The sequence below is a fragment of the Cysteiniphilum sp. 19S12-1 genome (assembly GCF_052030685.1).
In the GTDB taxonomy this organism is placed as follows: Bacteria; Pseudomonadota; Gammaproteobacteria; order Francisellales; family Francisellaceae; genus Caedibacter.
Window position 1 is genome coordinate 12,501 of record NZ_JBQAJM010000007.1, and the last position, 19,187, is coordinate 31,687.

Below are 19,187 nucleotides of genomic sequence, written 5' to 3' on the forward strand. Positions count from 1 at the left end.
ACATTAAAATTTAAAATTCAACTGCATTATTTACCTCTCCCCCCGTGGGAGGTCGCACTGCAATCGCAGTGCGGGTGAGGGGTGTTTTTATCTACTGCCACTTAACTCATTCCTATTCAACTTCTCATTTACCTCTCCCCTTGCGGGAGAGGTCGCACTGCGACTGCAGTGCGGGTGAGGGGTATTTTTATAAGATTCCACTAGATACTATTCCTGTGAATTTCATCTTAATTAGAAATCGCTAATATATCACCAAAAACACCCGCAGCAGTCACTTCAACACCAGCACCTGCTCCTCTTATCACCATTGGCGAATGCGCGTAGCGCTTGGAATAAATCAGCACCATATTATCGGCACCATCTAGGCTAACAAATGGACTATTTTGTGCCAATGGTGCGACAGATACTTTGGCTTCACCTGTGTCTGATACTTCTCCGATAAAATGAAGTGCTGAAGCTTTCCCTTGTAATGCTTTAAGCTGTTGTGTCAATTCCTTATCATGGGTTTTAATATTCTTTAAAAACGCCTCTTTTGAGCATGATCTTAAATTCTCAGGTGTTAAATTCTGCACTTCAACATCACTCAACTCAAGATTCAAACCAATTTCACGCGCCAAACAAACCACTTTGCGCACCACATCCATACCGGATAAATCTTCACGTGGATCGGGCTCTGTGTACCCTTTGCCATAAGCCAGCATTAAACTTTCAACAAAGCTTTTGCCTTTATTGACTTCATTGAAAATAAAGCTCAATGTCCCTGAAAAGACTCCTTGGATTTTATGGATTTTATCCCCTGTTTTTTGCAAGATCTCTAAGGTGCTAATAAGAGGTAATCCTGCGCAAACATTGGTTTCATATTTAAATGAAACATTATGATTACATGCCACTTGGCGAAGTTTGCGATAATAATCCATCGATTGCGTATTAGCATATTTATTGGGTGTTACTACATGAATGCCTTGTGCTAAAAAATCGACATAGACTCGAGCAATATCAACACTTGCTGTTGCATCAACTAATATCTTGTGCGCACAAGACAGTGATTGTAAGTGCTTGACTAAAGCACTTGTATTTGCTTTGCGATCACTTGTTTTTAGTAGACTAAGCACATCTTCTTCTACTAACAAATCATCACCACATAGCAACTTAGTTGAGCTCATTACTGCAACCAAACGCAAATTAATATTTTGCTTATGCAACACTTGTTGCTGTTGTTTTAGCTGATTGACAAGCTCAGCACCGATGCCACCGACACCAATCAATGCAATCACCATTTCTTGTACGGGTGGGTTTTTTGCTTGTTGATGAATTAGATTAAGCGCTAGATCTTCATCTGCTTTTTTTACCGTAACGGTAATACTCCGCTCAGATGAGCCTTGGGTAATTGCATGGATATTAATCTTCGCATCTGCTAGTGGTTTAATCACACGCGCTAAAGCACCAGGCTGCGCTTTCAATCCATCACCAACTGCTGTAATCATCGCATAACCTGTTTCACAATAGATATGCTCAATATCACCACGTTCAATTTCCGCTTTGAAATGACGCTCTAGTGCTTTGGTAGCACGCTTGGCAAGCTTTGCTTCAATCGCAAAGCAAATCGAATACTCCGAGCTTGATTGTGAGATCATCATCACTGAAACTTGTGATTGCTCAAGCACATTAAAAACTTTGGCTGCCATTCCTGAGACGCCAATGATGCCCGCACCTTGTACGCGCATCAAGGCAACATTTGAGATACTCGTTAGGCCTTTGATAAGGTATTGCTCAAGGTTTGTCTTATCCAGTGCACGAATAATCTCAGTTCCTTGTTTTTGTGGTTCATAGCTACTTTTTATCTCAATTGGAATCCCCATTTCCATCATCGGATTGATTGTTAATGGATGAACAACTGAGGCGCCAAAATAGGCCAACTCTAACGCTTCTTTATAAGATAACTGCTTGAGTTGACGCGCAGTTTCAACCACTTGTGGATTCGCACTATACACACCAGCAACATCCGTCCAGATCACTAATTTACTCGCCTGCAAAAGCTTAGCAAAAATAGCGGAGGAATAATCACTACAATTCATACCCAAAATACTGCGCACACCCTCTTGGTTTTGTGCAATGAAGCCAGTAATGATATAAACTTTGTGTTTACGATTATGAAATTTATCATCAACTGCCTGCTGACTTTTTTGCCAATCAATACTGACAGGATTATGATTATCATCAACGAATAACACCTCAGAAGCATTAACAAACTCAGCAGCAACGCCCCTATACTGTAAGGCAGCTGTTAAAATCTGTGCTGACCACAGCTCACCAAACCCTAAAATAAAATACTCTAAGGCATCACCACAAATACCACTTAATGCAATTGTCATTAACATTTGTTTTAAATGAACAATGTCATTGCTAAAAACACTCTTAAGCGCTTTGTCTTCAGGACATAATGCACTAATCAGGGATAGATGGTGCTCAGTAAGTTGCCCAATAACTTTAGTGCTATCTCTATTTTCCAAAGCAAGTTCGATTGATTTTTTCAATAAATTCGTAGTTTTACCACTTGCAGAAACAACCACTGATTGCGGTGTCGTGCCGATAATACTAACTACACGCTCAATTTTTACCACGTCTGCAAGACTACTACCACCAAATTTATTTACGATATACTCCATCAACCACTCACCTTCAAAAATTAGCATGAGCTTTCATTATATAAAGATTACTTGGCAGAATTCATTATAAAAAATCAACTATTTGGTGATGGTGCTATTAGCGCTTAATTTTACAAAAACAAGAGCAAACCAAAGCTTTTATTGATATGTCATTTTAAGCCAATACCCTTCGACTTCGCTCAGGGTACAGTAAGCATTATTGGGTAACTATTTTCATAACCACTTAGCAACATCCAGTGCACTATAAGTAAGAATGATTTTAGCACCAGCGCGTTTTATCGCTGTTAATGATTCAATAACAACACCTTTTTCATCCACCCAGTCTTTTTCAGCAGCGGCTTTAATCATCGCATACTCACCGCTGACATGATATGCCGCGATTGGCAAGTTGCTATTAGCTTTAACATCCTGAATAATATCTAAATAGCTCAAAGCCGGTTTAATCATTAAAAAGTCAGCACCCTCATCTTCATCCATTTGAGCCTCTTTAAGCGCTTCTTTTTTGTTGCGATAATCCATCTGATAGGACTTTCTATCACCCTTTGGTGTTGAGTCACAGGCACTTCTAAAGGGACCATAAAAGCTTGAAGCATATTTTACTGCATAGGACATAATCGCAACCTCAGCGTAATCTGCTTGGTCTAAAGCATAACGCATCGCTTGAATCATACCATCCATCATGCCACTGGGAGCGACAATATCTGCCCCTGCTTCGGCATGTGAAACGGCTGTTTTTTGTAAAATTTCTAAGGTCTGGTCATTATTAATCTCTTCATTATGCATAATGCCACAATGACCATCTTCAGTATATGCACAAAGACAAACATCTGTGGCAATAATCAATTGCGGATGAAGCGCTTTGATCTTAGCAATCGCCTGCTGCACAATACCGTCATCAGCGTAATTTTCTGAGGCATATTTATCTTTATTCGCAGGGATGCCAAACAGCATAACCGATAAAACACCGGCTTTTTTTATCTCATCGATCAACTCAGGTAGCCGATCAAGTGACCAATGATATTGATTTGGCATACCATTAATCTCACGCTTGATATTCTCACCATGCACGACAAATACTGGGTACATCAAGTCACTCACATGCAAGCGTGTCTCAGCAACATGCTCTCTGATCGCTTCAGTTCGGCGCAATCTTCTTGGACGTGTCACCGGGAAAAAACCCATGTTATGCCCCTTTTTTCTTTGGTTTCTTGCGATATAACACCGAGATATTGCCAATTAATTGCACCAATTCACATTTGGTCTTCTGGCAAATTTCCTCAGTCGTTGCTTGACGCGCGTCTTTTTCAGCTCCCGCAATTTTCACTTTAATAAGTTCATGCGCTGTTAACGCCTGATCAATCTCAGTTAATACATTCTCAGTTAACCCTTTTTCTCCGAGCATAACAACTGGATTTAAACTGTGTGCTTGCGCCTTTAATTGCTGACGTTTTTGTGATGTTAATGCCATATTTTCCTCTGTGTTTTAAACAACATATATACTCAAGCAATTCTACACTTATTTGCTTAAGCTTAACTAGCTTTACTTTTTATTTATCTGTATTTGTCAAATTTTATTGACTACTCTGCCAACGCCAGCTATCTATCATCATGTCTTTAATATCACGTGTCGCCTGCCAATTAAGCTCTTGTTTTGCCTTTGAGCAATCGGCCCAACACTCATCAATATCACCTGCGCGTCGTGGTTTTATTTCAAAAGGAACTTTCTCTCCTGTAGCGTTTTCAAATGCATCAATGACTTCAAGCACCGAGTAACCATTACCCGTACCTAAGTTCCAAATGTGACATCCTTTTTGATCTTTAATGTGTTCATATGCCTTTAGATGTCCTAATGCCAAATCCACTACATGAATATAATCTCGAACCCCTGTACCATCAGGCGTATTATAATCATTACCAAATACCGATAGCTTTGCTAACTTACCACTGACAACCTGTGTCAAGTAAGGCAGTAAGTTGTTTGGAACACCATTAGGTAACTCGCCAATTAAGCCACTTTTATGTGCACCAACTGGGTTAAAATATCTTAGCAACGCGATCGACCATTCATTATCGGCAAATGCCAAATCTTGCAGTATTTTCTCGACCATCACCTTAGAAACACCATAAGGATTGGTTGGCGCGCCAACAGGGCATTTTTCAGTAATCGGCATTTCTGCTGGACTGCCATAAACCGTCGCTGATGAGCTAAACACAAGGTTTTTGACATTATGTTGTTGCATCACTTTCAGTAAATTAAGTGTGCCTGAAACATTGTTATCATAATACTCAAGCGGTTTAAAGACACTCTCACCTACTGCCTTTAATGCTGCAAAATGAATCACCATTTTTATATCGTATTGACTGAAAATTTGCTGCAACACAACCTCATCACGTATGTCACCTTCAACAAATATGGGCTTTTTTGAAGTAATTTGCGCAATACGCTCAATTATATTCTCGCTACTGTTATAAAGATTATCTAACACAACAACATCTAAGCCTGCTGTTAAAAACTCGACCACCGTATGTGAGCCGATAAACCCAGTACCGCCGGTTATCAAAATCATATTTGTCCTATTAATATCACTTTGTCTTTTAATGCCGTTAATCTAACAAATTAACAAAATAACGCCAATCAGAAGTTAATATAAAAACGACAAAGTTAGAATCAACTCTAGAGTTTTAACAAAAAACTTGGAACGGACTCCAGACTTTTTAGATAAAAACTGGAATCAGCTCCAACATTCCTCATTCAAACTAAGCTTTAGCGCGATATATGTAACTTCAAAATAGCTGACAAAAACACTGATTTTCTAACACATTCGTGTAAAATACACTAAGTTTTCATTATCGAGTTAATTAACTTATATTTTTATACAAGTTATAGAGGATAAATTTTGATTTTATTACGTTATCTTAATCGCGAACTTGTGAATATGACCATGGCGATTATTCTTATCCTACTGTTGATTGTCATCAGCAATATGTTTGTGCGTTACTTATCGATCGTCTCTGGCGGCAACATTGAAGCTGATGCCGTTTTCAAGATGATCTCGGTGATGTTACCTAAATATATCGCATATTTGTTACCAATTGCCTTTTTCTTTGCTATTTTGATTGTTTACGGCAAGATGTTTGCTAACAACGAACTAACGGTCACCTTTGCTTGCGGCACAAGCTGGTTTCGCTTATTAAAATTCATTATGATTCCCGCATTAAGTCTATTTGCGATAGAGCTTGTTTTAACCTTATTGGTTTTACCGAAAATGGATCAAAATTACTTTCTGGTACAAAAAACAACAACTAAAAACTCCCTTTTAAGCTTTATTCAACCGGGGAAAATCACCCCCTTTAACGATGGAAAGCAAGTCGTTTACACCAAGTCAACCGACCCTGATGGCACTTTGCATGATATTTTCATTTACCAGCAAAAAACCAACAATGGCAGCACCATTATCACAGCGCCTACTGGATATGCCGAAACGAGACCCGATGGCAATCAATATTTAGTGCTTAAAAACGGCTATTTTTATGACGCAAAACCTGGTGTTGCCGAAGTGCAGAAAGGTCATTTTGCTGAAGCAACACAATTTATCTCAACCAAAGTCAGCGTAGGCTACAACAACTCGATCGAATCTGTCCCTACCTCTGAGCTGATCAATAGCAATGAACCACGCTATCAGGCTGAGCTACAATGGCGCTTAAGCTTTCCTTTGGCAATACTCGTAGCCTCTCTTATTGCATTGGCAATGTGTAAAATGCGTCCACGCCAAAGTCGTTACAGCAAGATTATCCCTGCACTTATTGTATTTATTCTTTATTTTAATCTATTGTCTTTATCCAAATCATGGCTTAATGATGGCAATATCCCAAGTTGGCTTGGGCTTTGGTGGGTGCATATTGTATTTGCAGGTATTATGCTTCTAATACTCAAACAATACAATGGACGTATTTTTGGAGATAAAACCAAAGAGGTCAACGCATGAAACGCTTAACTTTATACGTTGCCTCAACCGTTTTATACACGTCTTTTATTATGATTTTGGCATTAACTGCCATTTTCTTTTTATTCACCTATATCGCACAAGCCGGTGATATTGGCAAAGGCAACTTCACTGCATTAGCTGCCTTTTTGTACGTCCTATATGAAGTTCCTGCTAATATCTATTTGATTATGCCAGTATGTGCTTTGTTAGGTGGCTTAATGGGACTTGGACTTTTAGCTAACAATAGTGAACTGATCGTTATGCGCGCTTCAGGTCAATCAATCACACAAATTGCCAAGGGTGTACTATTAGCCGCTTTTGGTTTAGCCTTTCTTACGTTTTTAACTGGCGCTTATATTGCACCCTATTTCCAAAAAAAGGCAACGATTAACAAGACGCTTGCCACCGGAGGCAATGAGGCGTTGGTTTTATATGATACCCAGACCTTATGGATTCGCGAGGGTAACGCCTTTATTCATGTTGGCAAAAACGATGCTAATGGGACACTTAAAGACATCACTAAGTATACGATCGATAACAACCAGCTCACGGCAATTGACCATGCCGATAATGCATTATTTACTAATAAGCAATGGCAAGTCAACGATGTCTCAAGTACGCAAATTGATAAAAATAGCAGCATTGTTTACCATGATAAACAACAATACTGGAATAATCTATTACCTCCCTTTTTACTTAAGATCATTACCTCTAATACTGACTATCTCAATTTAAGCGAGCTGATTGACTATATCAAAGTCAACAAAGAAGGTCAGCAAAGCGCTAATCGCATTTGGCTTAAATTTTGGCAGACTTTCTTCCAGCCGCTATCACTCATTATCTTAATGCTGATTGCCGTCCCCTTTTCTTTAGGATCGATGCGCTCATCAGCTTTGGGTTATAAGTTTATTATCGGTATGCTTTTTGGCTTTAGCTTCTATATTATTAATCAAACCTTTGGTCCCTTTAGTCTTGTTTATAACCTCTCAGGATTCTGGGGAGCTGCTATTCCAAGTTTTATCTTTTTGATTATCTTAGGCTTCTTATTCTGGAAAATGCGAGAATAAAACAATGCACCCTCTTTCTAAAACACAAGCTAATAAAGATAAAGTACCATTAAGCAAAGTACGCATTATTGCTGGCAAGTATAAATCACGCCAGATTGAATTTAGTGGCGCAAATAACACTAGTCTGCGCCCAACCTCAGATCGCTTACGTGAGACATTATTTAATTGGTTGACGCCATATATGGTTGATGCCGTCTGTCTTGATGCCTTCTCTGGTAGTGGCGCTCTGGGTTTTGAGGCTTTATCGCGCTTGGCGAAGTCTTGTGATTTTTTTGAGCTTGATGCCCAGACGATAAAGCACTTAAACAACAATAAACATAGACTTGCTATAGATAATGCTGTTATTTATCAAAGAGATGTTTTAAGTCATCTCAAAGTTTGCACCAACTATAATGTCATTTTCCTTGACCCTCCGTTTAATAGCGATTTGCTAGAACAAGCCTTATCAGTGATCCTTGCAAATAATAATATTAGCAAGGATTGCGTCGTTTATGCCGAATACGCAACCAACAATCAGCCGCTATCATTGTTACACTTCACTAGGCTTAAACAAACCAAACAAGGTGCAGTTTCTGCGTGCTTGTTACAAAAACCATGATTTGTGCTACAATGCCCAACTTATCAAATGAATAAAATAATTTAATACTCCAATGATTGTATCCATTGACGCCATCGATGCGCTTTTACCACAAACACAATGCACTAAATGCGGTTATCAAGATTGCTATGATTATGCCAAAGCGATCACCAATGGCGAGAAGCACAATCGCTGTCCACCAGGCGGACAACAAGGTGCAGATGCATTGGCAAAATTACTACAAAGAGAAAATTTAAGCCTTGATAAGACCTGTGGTACGCATCAGCCAAAGAAAGTTGCTTGGATTAACGAAGATCTATGTATCGGCTGCAAAAAGTGTATATTGGCTTGTCCTGTAGATGCGATTATGGGTGCTAAAAAACTGATGCACACTGTCATTCAAGAGGAATGCACAGGATGCGATTTATGTGTTGAGCCGTGCCCTATGGATTGCATCGAAATGCATGAACTACCATTAGAAGCACAACCTCATGCATTAACTGATATTCAATATGAGGCGCAAAAAGCACATTATCGTAATAAGCATAATAAACGTGCAACACGTCTTAAACAGCAAAAAGAAAATGAAACTAAGAAGCATCAACAAAACATTCGTTTAAGCAATATGAATATCGATAAAAAAGCTTATATTGAACAAGCCTTAGCAAACTTTAAAGCCAAGAAAAAAATGGATTAATTGACTCTCATGAATAAAGCAAAGCGCCAAAAAATTTTTGAGATCTGGCAACACAATAATCCTAATCCAACGACTGAGCTAAATTACAGCTCAGACTTTGAGCTTCTCATTGCCGTCATTCTATCAGCGCAAGCCACTGATGTTAGTGTTAATAAAGCCACTGATAGGCTCTACCCCATTGCAAACACCCCCGAAGCGATACTGGCACTAGGTGAAGCACGCCTTATGGAGTATATTCAATCGATTGGTTTATATAAAACCAAAGCTCGAAATGTCATTAAAACCTGTCAGCTATTGATTGAAAAACATAATGCTCTTGTGCCGCGTGATCGCAAATCATTGGAAGCGTTACCAGGGGTTGGACGCAAAACCGCAAATGTTGTATTAAATACGGCTTTTGGTGAGCTAACCATGGCGGTTGATACCCATATTTTTCGCATTGCCAATCGCATTAATCTTGCACCTGGCAAAAATGTTGATGAAGTAGAAATGCATTTACTTAAAGTAATTCCCAAACAATTTTTAAAAGACGCTCACCATTGGCTTATTTTACATGGTCGCTATATCTGCACTGCCAAAAAGCCAAAATGTGGCACATGTCCAATTTATGATTTATGTGAATTCAAACAAAAAGAAGCCTATTTATGATTTTTAGCTCCGATCGTTTAGAACTGAGAAAACTATACTTTGACAGTTGGCATAAATATTTAACTAAGCAGCCATTAACCGACCTTGAAAAGCAAATTACGCGCATTATCGAGCATCACCCAGAGTATCACCATTATCTCTCAAACCTGAATAATCTAGACAAAGATTTTCCGCCTGAAATCGGTGAAACCAATCCGTTTCTTCACATGGGTCTACATATGGGCTTAATTGAACAAGTTGTTACTAATCGTCCTCATGGGATCCATAAGATTTACCAACAGCTTTGCCAACAACAACGTGATGAGCATAAGGCACAGCATATGATGATGAATCATCTAGCAGAATCCATCTGGAGCGCGCAAAAGAATCATATGGCACCTGATGAGCTCAACTATCTAACACAATTACAATCGCTAATTGCTCGATAAAAAATTTGGCGATAATAACATTCCAACCCACTTTGATCGTATAAGCGCTAAATGAGCGAGGCGCTGCCGTTGATCATAGAACCTGATTACTTAATTAGCGCATCATAGTAACCAGACTTGATTCTGTAATAAGTCGTCTGACTAATCTTATAAAACTTCAGTATTCTCGATACGGTAATACCCTTTTCAATTGCAGCCTTAACATTGTCAATCAAATCATTATCTACCTTAAGCGGTCTACCAAAAGGCTTGCCCTGCTCTTTAGCTTTTTGGATTCCTTCTAGTTGTCGTTCTTTACGTAGGTTGTTCTCAAATTCCGCAAATGACGCCAACATCTGAAACATTAAAGTGCCATGTGGCGTGCTTGTATCTATATTTTGATCTAGCACCACAAAATCTACTTTTTTCTTTTTCAGTTTCTCTACAATTGTACCTAAGTGATAAGCCGATCTTGCCATGCGATCTAATGTGGTAATCACTAAAGTATCACCTTTTCGGACATAGTCCAAGCAAGCAATAAGCTCTGGGCGATTCTGGTCTAAGCCACTAATCTTTTCTTGGTAAACCTTTTTGCAGCCATACTTGTTTAGCTTCTCTAACTGCACATCTAAACTTTGCCCCTGACTAGACACTCTAGCGTAACCGACAATCTCACCCACGGTATACCTCTTTGCGGTGTCCAATGCGTAAAACTAAAACCGTGATTTCTTGGTCTTGAATATCGCAGATTAAACGATAGTCACCAACTCTAAAGCGAATGTGCTCACCAAAGGTTTTACCTTTTAACACCTTACCTAAATCGCGTGGATTGTCTGAGGTAGCAACTCTATTTTCAAGAAATTCAATAATGCGCACTTGAGTCACTCGATCTAAGCGCTCTAAATCCTTTTTCGCTTTTTTGTCTAACCTTACTAACCACATAGATTACAAACCAAGTCCTTTTTTTACTTCCTCTAGTGTATATGTCTCGCTGCGCCCTGCCCTTATATCCTCTAGGGCTTTTTCAGCTAAATAAATATCTTCTAAATCCTCAAGCTTGGATTCAACCGCTTCACGAATATAATATGAAATAGTACGACCTGTTTCCTTAGATAGAAAAGCCAAGCGGTCTTGTGTCTCTGCATTAAATCTAACATTTGCCATAATTTCACCTTTGGTTTACAGTAGTTACCAATAATTATATATCAATTAAAGACTTTTGGAAATATACTTATATACATATTTTTCGCATTGCTGTAACGAGCCAAATTAAATTGCCTGATTTGTGCCACATTATTTTGCCTGTTATTATATTTAGTCTATTTTCTAGTTTAGAGATTTTTAGTACTAAGGAATAGTTAAAATGAATAAGTGTTGTAAAGGATTTTTTAAAACTCTTGGAACCTTTTTAGGTGGAATAGGATTGTTTTTAACAGGCATATCAGCATTTTATTTTGGGCAAGATGCAATTGAAAAAATGTCAAAACAGATTCAACTTTTGAATCAACAATCTCAAGATATTGCTAATATTGTCAGAAAATCAAAAAACATAGATCAAGAGAATAATGAAATATTAATATTAGTCAAAGAAATGTTAATAGAAATTAGCGCAAATGCAACCGTTCAGAAAATTACGATGAATTTTGAGGAAACTAAACAATATCTCAAGAATGCTTATACTCATAATAATAATAGAGGAATTCAACTATTCTTACCTAGCAATAGATTGGACTTAATAGCTCATGAGCTTGTAAATGCAAAAGATAAGCAACAACAATACGAGATACTAAAAGATGAGCTTAGAGTAGAATTTAACGATAAACGATGAAAACTTATTCACGAGGAAGGAGTCCATTTAGTAATCGCGTTGGAATTGGTAATTTTTTATCTTCTAGGCACTTTAATAAGGTAGGTTCATACTTAGAATTCCAACCATCCCAATTAAAACGCCAACATGTATCACAGACCATAATATCATAAAGTTGAATTTTATGTCCTCCATATCTATGTGGTCCGTGTTGATATTGAGATTTGCATAGAGGACAACTAAACATAAATTGTTTCATATTAATCACCATTTCCTTGTAAACTCATCAACGACATGCTCATCTGTGAAGTTTAGATAAATAGAAGTGGTTGTCAAACGATCATGTCCCAATATCTTCTGCACAAATGCAATGGATATCCCTTTTTGCAACGCCAGTGTTGCAAAGGTGTGGCTCAGCACATGAGGTGATACCTCTTGAGATATTTGCGGTTTGTAATCGTTAAAAATGTGCGAGTTCGTAATATCTAGCGGAAGGCAAACTATTTGAAATAGTTTTCAATTTCAGCTTTTAGAGCGTCTAAGTTTGTTTGTTGAATCTTTAGTCCAGTAGGATACAAACTAGGTTGCTCTATAAAATATAAGCAACCTTTATTATCACAACAGATATAGCCTATTTGTTGGAAATTTCTCTTAACTTGATAAATAGCGCTACTTATTCCAAGTGGTGATTTTTCGATATATTCATAGTTACTCACACTTTCCAACCTTAAATGAGCTTAGCTTCTCACCGTTGTTGTTTTGCAAGCCGAACTGTTGCATCACAGCAACAAGCTCTTAATGCTACTTTTAATGCAAAGCTAGCAATCCAAAAGCTAATAGAACTAAAACAAACACCGGTAAGCTTGAAAACAAACTATCCATGCGATCTAAAATACCGCCATGCCCTGGCAAGATCTTGCCACTATCTTTGACACCGCATTCGCGTTTGATCATACTTTCAAACAAATCGCCAAGTAAGGCAATTAACACAATAACAAAAGATAGGATAATTAAAACGGTTTGCTCATAGCGACTGTGACTTATAATGAGCGCACAAACAACACCTGCAAGCCCACCAAATATCACACCTCCCACTAAACCTTCTATCGTTTTCTTGGGACTAATTATGGGAGCTAATTTTTTCTTGCCATACTGACGCCCAACAAAATAGGCACCACTATCAGCAAGTGTTACCACCAACATCATCAACAGTAAAAATGATGGTTTTTGTTGATGCAGTAACGAGATGGATACCCACAGCGGCACAATCACAAAAAAGCCTATCAGATAGCGTAATCCATTAGATAACGCATTAAACTTAATCTTTGGATAACGTAGAATTAAATAAAGCGCAAAAACCCAAAAAACACAGGATAATATCAATACCGGCAATCTAACAAATTGCGACAGATAAATTAAAAAAAGCGTCACAACCAAATAGAGAATACGTTTAGGCAATGTTTTTGCATTAGCAAAAGCAGCCCACTCCCATGCGCCAAATAATAAAATAATTGCCACTGCCGTATCGAAAATCGTATCACTTAAGCGAAAAATCGCCCATAGCACGATAAGACCTAAAATAACGCCAGTAATGATTCTTTCCTTCACACTTTCCCCTTCATTTGCTCATCCGTTTTGCCAAAGCGTCTTGTACGCTTTTGATATTCGTCTAGCGCCAGTTTGAAATCTTTTTTAGAGAAATCAGGCCAATACTTGTTGCAAAAGTATAACTCAGCATATGACAACTGCCAAATCATAAAATTGCTAATCCGTTGTTCACCACTGGTACGAATCAATAAATCAACAGGCGTTTGAATTTCTTTAATCAAAAATTCGCTGAAATCCTCTTCGTTAATTTGATCAATTTTATCCGCTTTCAACACGCCACTTTGCAGTTGTTGTAATAGCTTTTTGGCAGCAGTTAACACTTCCCATTGACCGCTGTAATCAATCGCAACATTCAATTGCAGTCCTGTGCAATGTGCTGTTTCTTTTTCAGCACTGCTGATATTGTTAACAACCTCATTAGATAGGCGGCTACGATCACCAACAACATGTAATCGCACATTATTGTCTTGCATCATTGCTATTTCATTAACCAACACTTCTGAAAATAGCGTCATGAGCGTGTCAACTTCCTCTTGCGGACGCAACCAGTTCTCACGTCCAAAAGCAAAAAGTGTTAGTATTTGAATACTTTTCTCAACGGCAAATTCAATCGCAGCACGCACGCTTTTGACTGCCGCTTTGTGTCCTGCTGTACGTGGGAAAAGTTTCTTTTTTGCCCAACGCCCATTACCATCCATGATAATCGCAACATGCTTGGGCATGTTATCATTTGGCATATAGCACTAGATTTCCATTAAATCTTGTTCTTTTTCTTGAACGATAACATCTGCCTTTGCGATCATGTCATTGGTCAATTTTTGAATATTTTCTTCGCCTTTTTTTGCTTCATCTTCAGAGATTTCTTTCTCTTTTAATAAATCTTTGATATCAGAGTTTGCATCACGACGAATATTGCGAATCGCTACACGCCCTTTTTCAGCTTCACCACGCACTAATTTAACCATCTCTTTGCGACGCTCTTCATTTAATGCTGGCATTGGAATACGTAGGTTATCACCCATATTCGCAGGATTTAGCCCTAAATCAGACATCAAAATGGCTTTTTCGATTTTAGAAGCCAAGCCCTTTTCCCATGGCGTAATACCCAGCGTGCGCGCATCCAAAACCGTAATATTAGCCGCCTGCGCAATCGGTGTGTCAACACCATAGTAATCAATCGTCACATGTGCCAACAAGTCAGGATGAGCACGCCCTGTTCTGATTTTTGCCAAATCATGACGTAGATTCTCTAAACTTTTTTCCATACGGTCTTTAGCATCCGCTAAAATCTCTTTCATCATAATGAATTTCTCCTAGTCTCTAACCCAAGTGCCTTCGCTTTTACCTTGAAGCACACGCAATAGCGCACCTGAATTATTTACATTAAATACACAAATAGGGACATTAAAATCACGAGCCTGTACAAATGATCCCAAATCCATTACTGCCAATTCACGTTTGAGCGTCTCATTAAAACTCAAAGTATCAAATTTAACTGCATCTTCATGCTTATTTGGATCTTTATCATAAACGCCATCGACAGTTGTTACTTTTAAAATGGCATCTGCATCAATTTCAATGGCGCGAAGCGTCGCTGTGGTATCGGTTGTCACAAAGGGGTTGCCCGTACCTCCTGCAAAAATAACCACTTTACCTTCATTTAAATAAAGTTTTGCACGTTTTGGATTGGTGCACTCTAGCACACCATCGATGCCACGTGAGGATAACACTGCATTGTTAATGCCTGCGTGAGTTAATATATCTGATAACGCCAATGCATTAATCATCGTCGCAAGCATCCCCATGGTATCAGCGGTACTTCTTTCAATTTGGTTTTGAAAATCAGCACGCCCACCTCTTAGGATATTGCCTCCGCCGATGACTATCGCCAACTGCACACCTGCACCCAACGCTTCTTTTATATCATTTATAATACTTTGAACCGCTGATACTTGGATACCGAAACCATCCGTTGATAGCGACTCACCGCTTAATTTGATTAAAACACGCTTAAGTGCCAGGTGTGACATATGAATTTATGCTCCTTGAACTTGGCTCATCACTTCAGCTGCGAAGTCAGTCTCTTCTTTTTCGATACCTTCACCAACACCAAAACGAATAAAACCAGTTACGGTTGCATTGTTTGCCTTCAATAGATCTGAGACTTTTTGATCAGGGTTTTTAACAAACGGCTGACCAACTAAGCTTTGCTCATCCAAGAACTTACGAATACGCCCTGTGATCATCTTCTCGATAATCTCATCAGGCTTACCACTTTCACGTGCTTGAGCGATAAAGATCTCTTTCTCTTTAGCAACGATATCTTCTGGCACCTGATCTTGTGATACAACGATTGGATTTGATGCAGCAATATGCATTGCAACATCTTTTGCCAACTCTTCATTACCACCGTTCATGGCAACGATCACACCAATACGACCACCATGGCTGTAAATGCCAACCGTCTCACCCTCAAGTGCATCAATACGACGCACATTGATGTTTTCACCGATTTTAGCGATCAAGTTCTTACGCGCTTCTTCAACACTCGCGCCACATGGCAAAGTTAAAGCAAGTACTTCTTCGAGTGTTTTCGCATTTGAATTGGCAACTGCAGTAACGACTTCATCAGCAAACTTTTTGAAGTTCTCATCACGTGCAACGAAGTCAGTCTCTGAGTTGATTTCAACGATTACCGCTTTGTTTGCAGATTGCGCCATTACGATAACACCTTCAGCTGCAACACGAGATGCTTTCTTATCTGCTTTTGCAGCACCTGATTTACGCATTTCTTCAACTGCTTTTTCGATATCACCATCAGTTTGTGTCAATGCTTTTTTGCATTCCATCATGCCCGCGCCAGTGCGCTCACGAAGCTCTTTTACTAATTGTGCGCTAATAGTAGCCATTGATTAGATTCCTTATTGTTAATACTTTTAACTATAAATGATAAACTTGATAATTAAGCTTCTTCTTCAGAAACATCTGCTGTTTTTTCTTCTGCAATATGTGATGCTTGTTTGGCATCAATAATCGCATCAGCAAATTTGCTTAAGTAAAAACGAATTGCTTTAACCGCATCATCATTACCTGGGATAACATAATTAACATCATCAGGGCTTGAATTACTATCAACAACAGCAACAACAGGAATACCTAAGCGCTTAGCTTCTTCAATCGCAATATGCTCTTCTTTACTATCGATAATCACTAAAACATCTGGCAAACCACCCATATCTTTGATGCCACCTAATGCTTTTTCTAGCTTCTCGATTTCACGTGAATTTTGTAATGCTTCTTTCTTTGTCATACGCTCAAACGTACCGTCTTCTTGCATTTTTTCAAGATCACGTAAACGCTTAATGGATTGACGAATTGTTTTATAGTTCGTCAACATACCACCTAACCAACGATGATTAACATATGGCATACCACAACGTGATGCTTCTTCAGCAATTACTTCTTGTGCTTGACGCTTAGTACCAACGAATAGAATCTTGCCGTTTTTAGACGCTGCTTTACCAACGAAATTAACAGCATCCTGAAATAAAGGCACTGTCTTTTCTAGGTTGATAATATGAATACCGTGATTAATACCAAAAATGAACTCGCTCATTTTTGGATTCCAGAATCTCTTTTGGTGACCGTAATGAACACCAGCTTGTAACATTTCTTTCATTAAAGACATATTTTTCTCCAATTATGGGTTATTCCGCCATTACTCCCACTTTTAAACCTTTTTAAAAGGCACCCTAAAAGCGTGTCGAGCAACGTGTGGTTTCTTGTTGTTTTACATAAACATTAAGCCAAGCCTGACAGCAAACGTGATTGCAAACAGATATTACTGACAAAATGCGAGGCGGATTCTAGCATAAATGAACAATATCTGCTAGATAAAACCTTTAAGCATTGCGAAAAATAAAAAATGATATATTATAACGTTTCGCAGGATAACGTTAACACTGAAAGATTTATCATCTTAAGGAACTATTTTATGTCTACCTTCTATAGAAATAGCAAACGAATCATATTAACCGCTACAGGCTTTCTCGCACTCATCAGCAGTTCATATGCTGATATCAAAGTCGTGGCTGCTGAAAACTTTTATGCTAATGTCGCAAGCTTAATTGGTGGTGACTATGTAAAAACCAACAGCATCATCAATAACCCTGATGCTGATCCGCATTTATTTACTACCTCAGCCAATACTGCCGTGGCTATCAATGATGCGCAAGTTATTATTTATAACGGTGCGGATTATGATCCATGGATGAAGCAGTTATTAAACGCGCAATCCAGTAACAATAAAGTCGCTATCATTGATGTGGCAACTTTAATGAATGCTAAAAGTGGTGACAATCCACATCTGTGGTACAACCCAGATACTTTCCCGAGACTGGCTAAAAAGCTGACCGAAATATTTAGCCAAATTGAACCTGAACATAAAAAGACTTTTGATTTAAACTATCAAACTTTTGATAAACGTTATCAAACCGTTTACAGTCAAATCAATGATATCAAAGCACGCTTTGCCGGCACCAAGGTAACTGCCACAGAGCCGGTCTTTGGCTACATGGCTGATGCATTAGGGCTTACAGTGCTCGGGCAAAAATTCCAATGGACGGTAATGAATGATGCTGAAGCTTCACCAAAGATGCTCGCTGACTATCAAAGCTTATTCACAAAGCGCACCGTCAAAGTACTTTTTTATAACCAGCAAGTACATGACAATGTCACTGAAAACATGCTAAAGCTTGCCAAAGACAATAACATCCCTTATGTTGGCGTCAGCGAAACCATGCCGCAAAATGATAATGTAATCACTTGGCTTAAAGCCAATCTTAGTGACACGCAAAAAGCATTGGAACAAGCAGCCGCCACTAAACATAACAGCAGCAAAACATCTGCTGTGAAAGCAGTGCCTCATCAAACAAGTAGCGATACAACAAAGGCAAGCGCCAAAGGGGCAGACAAAGAAGACAACCCTTTGACAAACCTTCATTAATAATATGCATGATACAACCACCATCCAATGCAACGATCTTGTCATTGGTCACTCAGCTCAAGCTCCTTTATGCAAACCTTTCGATCTAACGATTTATCAAAATCAATGGTTAGGTATCGTTGGTGAAAATGGCACCGGCAAGTCCACTTTTCTTAAAACTATTCTAGGCTTTGAACCACCCATTTCCGGCAATCTAACACTTTTTTCTCAGGCAATAGGCAAAAATAATCAATTGATCAGTTATATCCCGCAAGAACGCGAGCTTAACCTTAACCCAAATATCTCAGCTTTAACGTTGATCAAGTCTAGTTTTAATGCTAACAAAATTGGATTACCTGCTTTTGGCAAAGGTGTTGAGCAAAAAGCACATGATATTTTAGAGTTTGTCGGTGCTTTAAATTATGCGAAGAAGCCCTTTGAAACCCTTTCAGGTGGGCAAAAAAAACGCATTTATCTTGCGCAAGCGTTAATTAACAATCCTAAATTATTGTTACTTGATGAGCCTTTATCGGATCTTGACCCTCAAGCCAAACAAGACTTTATCCAAGCGCTGAAAATCATTCATGCCAAGCAAAATATAACACTTTTGATCATCTCACATGATATGCATGAAATTGCGCATGAGCTTGATAACTTTATTCACTTCAAAAACCAATATGTGCATCTTTGCCAAAAATTGCCATGTTTAAAGGAGGATCGCAGTGTTATCTTATAGTTTT

General features: G+C 38.6%; 24 protein-coding genes. 9 read left to right on the top strand and 15 right to left on the bottom strand.

Annotated elements, in window-relative coordinates; genetic code table 11:
• Positions 1-227: 227 nt before the first annotated feature.
• From thrA to galE, 4 genes are all read right to left on the bottom strand, one after another.
• Positions 228-2,693, bottom strand: coding sequence for a bifunctional aspartate kinase/homoserine dehydrogenase I (gene thrA, locus ACTS4L_RS03430; RefSeq protein WP_440615675.1), 2,466 nt, complete (start codon positions 2,691-2,693; stop codon positions 228-230).
• A 186-nt stretch (positions 2,694-2,879) separates the two neighbouring features.
• Positions 2,880-3,848, bottom strand: coding sequence for a porphobilinogen synthase (gene hemB, locus ACTS4L_RS03435; RefSeq protein WP_440615674.1), 969 nt, complete (start codon positions 3,846-3,848; stop codon positions 2,880-2,882).
• Between the two features lies 1 nt (position 3,849).
• Positions 3,850-4,134: a ribosome assembly RNA-binding protein YhbY gene (gene yhbY / locus ACTS4L_RS03440; RefSeq protein WP_440615673.1), complete on the bottom strand. Its 285-nt coding sequence runs from the start codon at positions 4,132-4,134 to the stop codon at positions 3,850-3,852.
• Between the two features lie 103 nt (positions 4,135-4,237).
• Entirely contained in the window at positions 4,238-5,233 is a 996-nt protein-coding gene (gene galE / locus ACTS4L_RS03445) for a UDP-glucose 4-epimerase GalE (protein ID WP_440651704.1), read from the bottom strand.
• Between the two features lie 330 nt (positions 5,234-5,563).
• Here galE and lptF point away from each other — a divergent pair, with 330 nt between their 5' ends.
• From lptF to ACTS4L_RS03475, 6 genes are read left to right on the top strand one after another with little or no spacing between them, the layout of a single operon-like run.
• The gene (gene lptF, locus ACTS4L_RS03450) at positions 5,564-6,652 is read left to right on the top strand and encodes an LPS export ABC transporter permease LptF (protein ID WP_440615671.1); all 1,089 of its coding nucleotides are present in this window, start codon (positions 5,564-5,566) and stop codon (positions 6,650-6,652) included.
• On the top strand, positions 6,649-7,719 hold the full coding sequence (lptG, locus tag ACTS4L_RS03455) for an LPS export ABC transporter permease LptG (RefSeq protein WP_440615670.1): 1,071 nt from the start codon (positions 6,649-6,651) through the stop codon (positions 7,717-7,719). Before lptF ends, lptG begins: the two co-directional genes overlap by 4 nt.
• Before the next feature lie 4 nt (positions 7,720-7,723).
• Positions 7,724-8,317, top strand: coding sequence for a 16S rRNA (guanine(966)-N(2))-methyltransferase RsmD (rsmD, locus tag ACTS4L_RS03460; RefSeq protein ID WP_440615669.1), 594 nt, complete (start codon positions 7,724-7,726; stop codon positions 8,315-8,317).
• A gap of 52 nt (positions 8,318-8,369) precedes the next feature.
• The gene (locus ACTS4L_RS03465) at positions 8,370-8,993 is read left to right on the top strand and encodes an RnfABCDGE type electron transport complex subunit B (protein WP_440615668.1); all 624 of its coding nucleotides are present in this window, start codon (positions 8,370-8,372) and stop codon (positions 8,991-8,993) included.
• Positions 8,994-9,002: 9 nt separating this feature from the next.
• Positions 9,003-9,641, top strand: a complete 639-nt coding sequence (gene nth / locus ACTS4L_RS03470; protein ID WP_440615667.1) for an endonuclease III — start codon at positions 9,003-9,005, stop codon at positions 9,639-9,641.
• Complete coding sequence (locus ACTS4L_RS03475; RefSeq protein WP_440615666.1) at positions 9,638-10,069, top strand: DUF1841 family protein; 432 nt, start codon at positions 9,638-9,640, stop codon at positions 10,067-10,069. Before nth ends, ACTS4L_RS03475 begins: the two co-directional genes overlap by 4 nt.
• 86 nt (positions 10,070-10,155) lie before the next feature.
• Here the strand turns inward: ACTS4L_RS03475 and ACTS4L_RS03480 are convergent, their stop codons facing one another.
• The 3 genes from ACTS4L_RS03480 to relB are packed head-to-tail and all read right to left on the bottom strand — an operon-like array spanning position 10,156 to position 11,212.
• Entirely contained in the window at positions 10,156-10,728 is a 573-nt protein-coding gene (locus ACTS4L_RS03480) for a recombinase family protein (RefSeq protein WP_440615665.1), read from the bottom strand.
• On the bottom strand, positions 10,721-10,990 hold the full coding sequence (locus tag ACTS4L_RS03485; RefSeq protein WP_440615664.1) for a type II toxin-antitoxin system RelE family toxin: 270 nt from the start codon (positions 10,988-10,990) through the stop codon (positions 10,721-10,723). Before ACTS4L_RS03485 ends, ACTS4L_RS03480 begins: the two co-directional genes overlap by 8 nt.
• A gap of 3 nt (positions 10,991-10,993) precedes the next feature.
• A complete protein-coding gene (gene relB / locus ACTS4L_RS03490) occupies positions 10,994-11,212 on the bottom strand; it encodes a type II toxin-antitoxin system RelB family antitoxin (RefSeq protein ID WP_440615663.1) in 219 nt (72 codons plus the stop codon).
• Positions 11,213-11,411: 199 nt separating this feature from the next.
• Here relB and ACTS4L_RS03495 point away from each other — a divergent pair, with 199 nt between their 5' ends.
• The gene (locus tag ACTS4L_RS03495) at positions 11,412-11,876 is read left to right on the top strand and encodes a hypothetical protein (protein ID WP_440615662.1); all 465 of its coding nucleotides are present in this window, start codon (positions 11,412-11,414) and stop codon (positions 11,874-11,876) included.
• 243 nt (positions 11,877-12,119) lie between these two features.
• Here the strand turns inward: ACTS4L_RS03495 and ACTS4L_RS03500 are convergent, their stop codons facing one another.
• From ACTS4L_RS03500 to rpsB, 8 genes are all read right to left on the bottom strand, one after another.
• The gene (locus ACTS4L_RS03500; protein ID WP_440651718.1) at positions 12,120-12,359 is read right to left on the bottom strand and encodes a tyrosine-type recombinase/integrase; all 240 of its coding nucleotides are present in this window, start codon (positions 12,357-12,359) and stop codon (positions 12,120-12,122) included.
• Positions 12,356-12,571, bottom strand: coding sequence for a hypothetical protein (locus ACTS4L_RS03505; protein WP_440615661.1), 216 nt, complete (start codon positions 12,569-12,571; stop codon positions 12,356-12,358). Before ACTS4L_RS03505 ends, ACTS4L_RS03500 begins: the two co-directional genes overlap by 4 nt.
• A 91-nt stretch (positions 12,572-12,662) precedes the next feature.
• Positions 12,663-13,463 (bottom strand): phosphatidate cytidylyltransferase, encoded by an 801-nt coding sequence (locus tag ACTS4L_RS03510; RefSeq protein WP_440615660.1) that lies wholly within the window; start codon positions 13,461-13,463, stop codon positions 12,663-12,665.
• The gene (gene uppS, locus ACTS4L_RS03515; RefSeq protein ID WP_440615659.1) at positions 13,460-14,200 is read right to left on the bottom strand and encodes a polyprenyl diphosphate synthase; all 741 of its coding nucleotides are present in this window, start codon (positions 14,198-14,200) and stop codon (positions 13,460-13,462) included. The genes ACTS4L_RS03510 and uppS overlap by 4 nt, the downstream gene beginning before the upstream one ends.
• Before the next feature lie 6 nt (positions 14,201-14,206).
• Positions 14,207-14,764 (bottom strand): ribosome recycling factor, encoded by a 558-nt coding sequence (frr, locus tag ACTS4L_RS03520; RefSeq protein ID WP_440615658.1) that lies wholly within the window; start codon positions 14,762-14,764, stop codon positions 14,207-14,209.
• A gap of 12 nt (positions 14,765-14,776) precedes the next feature.
• Positions 14,777-15,493, bottom strand: coding sequence for a UMP kinase (pyrH, locus tag ACTS4L_RS03525; RefSeq protein ID WP_440615657.1), 717 nt, complete (start codon positions 15,491-15,493; stop codon positions 14,777-14,779).
• Between the two features lie 6 nt (positions 15,494-15,499).
• Positions 15,500-16,372: a translation elongation factor Ts gene (gene tsf, locus ACTS4L_RS03530; protein ID WP_440615656.1), complete on the bottom strand. Its 873-nt coding sequence runs from the start codon at positions 16,370-16,372 to the stop codon at positions 15,500-15,502.
• A 53-nt stretch (positions 16,373-16,425) separates the two neighbouring features.
• Positions 16,426-17,151 carry a 30S ribosomal protein S2 gene (gene rpsB, locus ACTS4L_RS03535; protein WP_440615655.1) on the bottom strand — a complete coding sequence of 242 codons (726 nt, stop codon included), beginning with the start codon at positions 17,149-17,151 and terminating at the stop codon, positions 16,426-16,428.
• A gap of 306 nt (positions 17,152-17,457) precedes the next feature.
• Here rpsB and ACTS4L_RS03540 point away from each other — a divergent pair, with 306 nt between their 5' ends.
• Both ACTS4L_RS03540 and ACTS4L_RS03545 read left to right on the top strand, forming a co-directional pair.
• Positions 17,458-18,468: a metal ABC transporter solute-binding protein, Zn/Mn family gene (locus tag ACTS4L_RS03540; protein ID WP_440615654.1), complete on the top strand. Its 1,011-nt coding sequence runs from the start codon at positions 17,458-17,460 to the stop codon at positions 18,466-18,468.
• A gap of 4 nt (positions 18,469-18,472) precedes the next feature.
• Positions 18,473-19,183 (top strand): metal ABC transporter ATP-binding protein, encoded by a 711-nt coding sequence (locus ACTS4L_RS03545; protein WP_440615653.1) that lies wholly within the window; start codon positions 18,473-18,475, stop codon positions 19,181-19,183.
• Positions 19,184-19,187: the final 4 nt, after the last annotated feature.

What these genes read in the sequence shown, in the direction of transcription:
- thrA (WP_440615675.1), bottom strand. Translation starts at nt 2,693, where the DNA reads ATGCTAATTTTTGAAGGTGAGTGGTTGATGGAGTATATCGTAAATAAA.
- hemB (WP_440615674.1), bottom strand. Translation starts at nt 3,848, where the DNA reads ATGGGTTTTTTCCCGGTGACACGTCCAAGAAGATTGCGCCGAACTGAA.
- yhbY (WP_440615673.1), bottom strand. Translation starts at nt 4,134, where the DNA reads ATGGCATTAACATCACAAAAACGTCAGCAATTAAAGGCGCAAGCACAC.
- galE (WP_440651704.1), bottom strand. Translation starts at nt 5,233, where the DNA reads ATGATTTTGATAACCGGCGGTACTGGGTTTATCGGCTCACATACGGTG.
- lptG (WP_440615670.1), top strand. Translation starts at nt 6,649, where the DNA reads ATGAAACGCTTAACTTTATACGTTGCCTCAACCGTTTTATACACGTCT.
- rsmD (WP_440615669.1), top strand. Translation starts at nt 7,724, where the DNA reads ATGCACCCTCTTTCTAAAACACAAGCTAATAAAGATAAAGTACCATTA.
- ACTS4L_RS03465 (WP_440615668.1), top strand. Translation starts at nt 8,370, where the DNA reads ATGATTGTATCCATTGACGCCATCGATGCGCTTTTACCACAAACACAA.
- nth (WP_440615667.1), top strand. Translation starts at nt 9,003, where the DNA reads ATGAATAAAGCAAAGCGCCAAAAAATTTTTGAGATCTGGCAACACAAT.
- ACTS4L_RS03475 (WP_440615666.1), top strand. Translation starts at nt 9,638, where the DNA reads ATGATTTTTAGCTCCGATCGTTTAGAACTGAGAAAACTATACTTTGAC.
- ACTS4L_RS03485 (WP_440615664.1), bottom strand. Translation starts at nt 10,990, where the DNA reads ATGTGGTTAGTAAGGTTAGACAAAAAAGCGAAAAAGGATTTAGAGCGC.
- relB (WP_440615663.1), bottom strand. Translation starts at nt 11,212, where the DNA reads ATGGCAAATGTTAGATTTAATGCAGAGACACAAGACCGCTTGGCTTTT.
- ACTS4L_RS03495 (WP_440615662.1), top strand. Translation starts at nt 11,412, where the DNA reads ATGAATAAGTGTTGTAAAGGATTTTTTAAAACTCTTGGAACCTTTTTA.
- uppS (WP_440615659.1), bottom strand. Translation starts at nt 14,200, where the DNA reads ATGCCAAATGATAACATGCCCAAGCATGTTGCGATTATCATGGATGGT.
- frr (WP_440615658.1), bottom strand. Translation starts at nt 14,764, where the DNA reads ATGATGAAAGAGATTTTAGCGGATGCTAAAGACCGTATGGAAAAAAGT.
- pyrH (WP_440615657.1), bottom strand. Translation starts at nt 15,493, where the DNA reads ATGTCACACCTGGCACTTAAGCGTGTTTTAATCAAATTAAGCGGTGAG.
- tsf (WP_440615656.1), bottom strand. Translation starts at nt 16,372, where the DNA reads ATGGCTACTATTAGCGCACAATTAGTAAAAGAGCTTCGTGAGCGCACT.
- rpsB (WP_440615655.1), bottom strand. Translation starts at nt 17,151, where the DNA reads ATGTCTTTAATGAAAGAAATGTTACAAGCTGGTGTTCATTACGGTCAC.
- ACTS4L_RS03540 (WP_440615654.1), top strand. Translation starts at nt 17,458, where the DNA reads ATGTCTACCTTCTATAGAAATAGCAAACGAATCATATTAACCGCTACA.
- ACTS4L_RS03545 (WP_440615653.1), top strand. Translation starts at nt 18,473, where the DNA reads ATGCATGATACAACCACCATCCAATGCAACGATCTTGTCATTGGTCAC.